This window comes from Ferruginivarius sediminum (assembly GCF_003344765.1).
Classification (GTDB): Bacteria; Pseudomonadota; Alphaproteobacteria; order Kiloniellales; family Rhodovibrionaceae; genus Ferruginivarius; species Ferruginivarius sediminum.
Genome location: NZ_QPMH01000047.1, coordinates 1 through 3,725 on the forward strand (window position 1 = coordinate 1; position 3,725 = coordinate 3,725).

General features: G+C 62.3%; 2 protein-coding genes. Both read left to right on the forward strand.

Annotated features, from left to right (window positions below; all coding sequences use genetic code 11):
* Window positions 1-585: 585 nt before the first annotated feature.
* Complete coding sequence (locus DRB17_RS19710) at window positions 586-1,851, forward strand: DNA sulfur modification protein DndB (RefSeq protein ID WP_114583936.1); 1,266 nt, start codon at window positions 586-588, stop codon at window positions 1,849-1,851.
* Window positions 1,852-2,911: 1,060 nt separating this feature from the next.
* Window positions 2,912-3,445 (forward strand): PD-(D/E)XK nuclease superfamily protein, encoded by a 534-nt coding sequence (locus tag DRB17_RS19720; protein WP_147274979.1) that lies wholly within the window; start codon window positions 2,912-2,914, stop codon window positions 3,443-3,445.
* Window positions 3,446-3,725 lie beyond the last annotated feature (280 nt).

Here is a 3,725-nt window from a genome sequence, read left to right on the forward strand (position 1 = left end):
CTGAAACGCCTCGGCAAAGCTCAACTGACCCGTCCGCTTCAACGCCATTCCAACCTCACTGCGCCAACCACAAGCAGGGAATCACACCTCGCCCATTTCGCAAAGGTCCCGGAGGGGGAGACAGCTCGCCGCAAGGCGAGCAGAGAGGATCGCCGGTCAACGCTGCCAAATCTCGCGGCGTTTGCGCGCCTGGGCTGTTCAAGGGTGCGACTGATGCATGCCGTGACATAACGGAGCGGCAGGAATGCGGCTGGCCGCTTTGCGTCTTCTAGCGGACATCTTTGGGCAAGCGATGAATTACCGCTCATGACCCTGTGCTGACGTAGCGCACCGGTTCAAAACCTGGCGATTGATCGGCCGCCACCTCTTCGATTCGCCATGGCCATCAAGTTGCCGTCGACGGCTTAGAGTTCGTTCGTCGACGGCCACAAAGTTGGGCTTCCCGCACACCCCATAACGTGCCCCGCAAAAAAAATGACGGGGAAGAGTTGACGAATGACGGGGAGGTCACGCATAAAAGTCGAGGCGATGCCCGGTGGCCAAACCACGCATCGCCTCGACCCACTCTGATCAAAGGAGCAATCGATGATCAGGACCACGAACCCTAGTGCTCAGATCCCGGCGGTACAAGGCCAGTTCGGCAACCGCCTCGCAACCTACACGACGCAGATCGCACCGGCGGCGCTCGAGACCGTACTCGGCCACGATCCGCGCTCGATGCACTGGAAACAGCTCCCCGGCGATCTGGAACATCTCTACAGCCACCTACAGCGCACCACTACGCCAAAGCGGCTAGAGAGCCTGATGAAGTACATCCGGGAGCGCTTCATCGACAGGCACATCATCGCTGGCGCGTTCCCGGCTGTATCGATTGCGGTGCAGAACCCCACGCAGTTCAAGGAGATCGAAGAGGAGCAGGGCATTGGAGTACTGCACTTCGATCTGTCGCGCCGCAATCGGCGTGTCGTCGTCGACGGCCTCGCTCGTGTCTCTGCCGCCATGCAGCTAGTAGAGGACTCCGAGAACGCCGGTCTATTCCGGCAAGAACAACGCGAACACCTCCAAGCGCTTCTCAACTCTTTCACGTTGCCGTGCGTGCTCTACATGCCTCACCCGAACGGCAACCCTCTGACGTTGGAGGAGATGCAGCAGCTGTTCCACGACTTCAACTATCGCACTCAGCCTGTGCCACCGCGGATCGCAATCGCGTTGGATCATAGCGATCCGTACATCTCTCTGACGAATCGGCTTGGCGAAGCCAATGTTATCGAGCGGCACGGAGGCATGGAAAAGAAGCGCGCATCTCTGGGTAGCAAGTCGACAGCGATTGTCGTCCAACAGAACCTGCTTCGGTTCGTGCGCGCTGCAACCGAAGGCGAAACCTTGCTGGAAAACAAAAACGCCAATGCGCCAGATAACCCCTCTCTGACCGTGGACAACATCGACGGATATGAGGAAGCGCTCCGTCACTTCCTTGATGCGTTCGCCGAAGGCATGGGGCCCGAGAAGTTCGAGGACAGAGAGAGCCTGCACCTGACGGCACCTGGATGGGGTGCACTGGGCGTTCTCTATCATGATCTCGCTGTCAAAGCTGAGGTCGCAGACGTGCCGCGGGCCGCTCGTGCGGCTGCGCAGAAAGTAAACTGGCACCGTTCGGCACCCGAATGGCAAGATATCGTGCGAGAGAAAAAGGACAGCAAAGGCAACACATACCTCGGACTTGCCGGCGGCGGTGCCCAAACACGTCGCCACATCACTCGGACGCTGCGGGACAAACTGGGTATTCGCGAAAAGATCGAGCAGCGCAGGCCTGAATCCAGCGGCGATGCCCTTGAGGAGGTTCTGTGTTGATTCGGCGCGCACCTCCTAGCGGCGTCCAGCTATCCCAGCATGATGCGGCGATAGCGAAGGGCATGTTGGGGCGAGGTGATCGTCAACACGACATCGCTGCTTGGTTCGGTGTGAACGGAGGCCGCATCGCCGAACTCGCCAACGGTGAGAGGTTCCGTGGGGTGGAACCGGCACCGCACGACGAACTTCCACCGCCTGGCCCCTACCTGCCCGGCCAATCAGCGCGCGCTACCTTGGCTGCCATCCGAACTGCACGGAATGCGTTGGACGCAGCCGAGCGCCTAGTGCGCGAACGAACTGGCCTGTAAGCGATGGAGGCCGCCCCATTGTCGGGGCGGCCTCCTTTGCTATCGAGCTGCTACGCGTTTTCGCGGCCACCTCATCGTTGATCGCCGGCCACCCGCGTCGCCGTGGCGGATCGCGCGCTAGCGGCCGGCACCGCTAAGATAGGCGTTTTAATCTGCGGATATGCTGCGGACACAGATCGAGCCGAAGTCGCGTGTCGGTGCCGGCTTTCCTATAAACGCTGGAACGACCCGAAAAATTGGCTCGCTGAGGAGGATTCGCCCCCCACATCCTGATCCGTAGCTAGGAGTCTGGCCCGAGGCTTTGGGTTCGTTCGGCTGGTTGTGGCCCCGCCCAGACGTTTCAAGCCTTCCCTCTAATCGTCCGTTTCACGCGCCGAGGCGGACGTGGGTGTGTTTGCTACCCGCCAAACGCGTAAAACCCACCAACACCCTTCATCTTGACGCGTCCCCACGCATATGCAGAGATGCGGGTGGGGTGTCACAGCCCCTCAAAGTAACGCCCAGTGCTCCCGGTCCTGGCTTGGGCCGGCACGGGTAACGTGCTAAAAGCCTCGCCCACACGCGGCAAGCCGCGTTCGTGGAACGATAGCTCGTGGCCCTTACACGGTTGGGGCCGGGAGCCGGTGGTGCATGTCCAAGGCCTCGGCCCAAAGACCGCCGGACCTTTTTGCGTTACTTTGAAGGTTGTGACCTCCCGGCCGCCGCGTGGGTTGCGCGGCGGCTGTTCCCTTGGGACGTCTGGGAGGACAGCCGTGTTGCCTGTGCCGCGTGTGTTCGCGCTTCTGCTTACCGCCGTGTTCTGCATGCCCGTGGCGGCCGCCTCGCCGCGAAGCTCCGGGCAGGCGCTGGAGGCGGCGATGGTGGAGGTGCTGCGCGAGCATGGTTTCGACGTGCACGACCTGGGCAACCCCGACAGCATCGAGATCGGCGACAACCCCGCCCCGCGCCGGGCGTGGCGGCACGTCGGCTACACCACGATTTACGGGCATAGCGGCAGCATCGATTTCGTGCTCGATGCGCCGGCCTTCGGCAAGCCGGTGTGGGTGGAGGCGATGCGCCAGCAGACGCGGGGCTCCTTGGACGAGCGGTTGCCCTATCTGCTGTCGAACGCGCGCCTCGCGTTTCCCGATGTGCATGTCCTTCTGGTGCTGGAAGGCCCTGGCTGGCGTCCGGGCGCGCTCGCCTGGGCGCTGCGCCGGGCGGCGGAGATCGACGACAAGCAGGTGGAGGTGATGGGGTTGGCGATGTTCCGGCATTGGCTGGCGCGGCGATTGGCGGGGGAGTGAGGTCGGTGGGGGGCGCGGCTTCCCCCTCATCCTGTCCTTCTCCCCCGACGCGGGGGAGAAGGGACGATAATCGAGGGGGGACGGCTACCCCGCGCTGACGGTGGCGAGTAGCTGTATTGGTGCGTTTATCGCCCCCTCTCCCCCGCGTCGGGACCTTTGCGATACGGTTATTTGCGGCGAGGAGTTTGACGAGGGCCGGTTTGGCCGGTCCGCGTGGCGGTTTTTTTGTCGGATTGACGGGATAGGGGGCTTTTTTATCGGATTGCGGAGGGAGTCCGGG

Excerpts from the sequence above, each read along its gene's own strand:
- DRB17_RS19710 (WP_114583936.1), top strand. The coding sequence starts at position 586 with ATGATCAGGACCACGAACCCTAGTGCTCAGATCCCGGCGGTACAAGGC.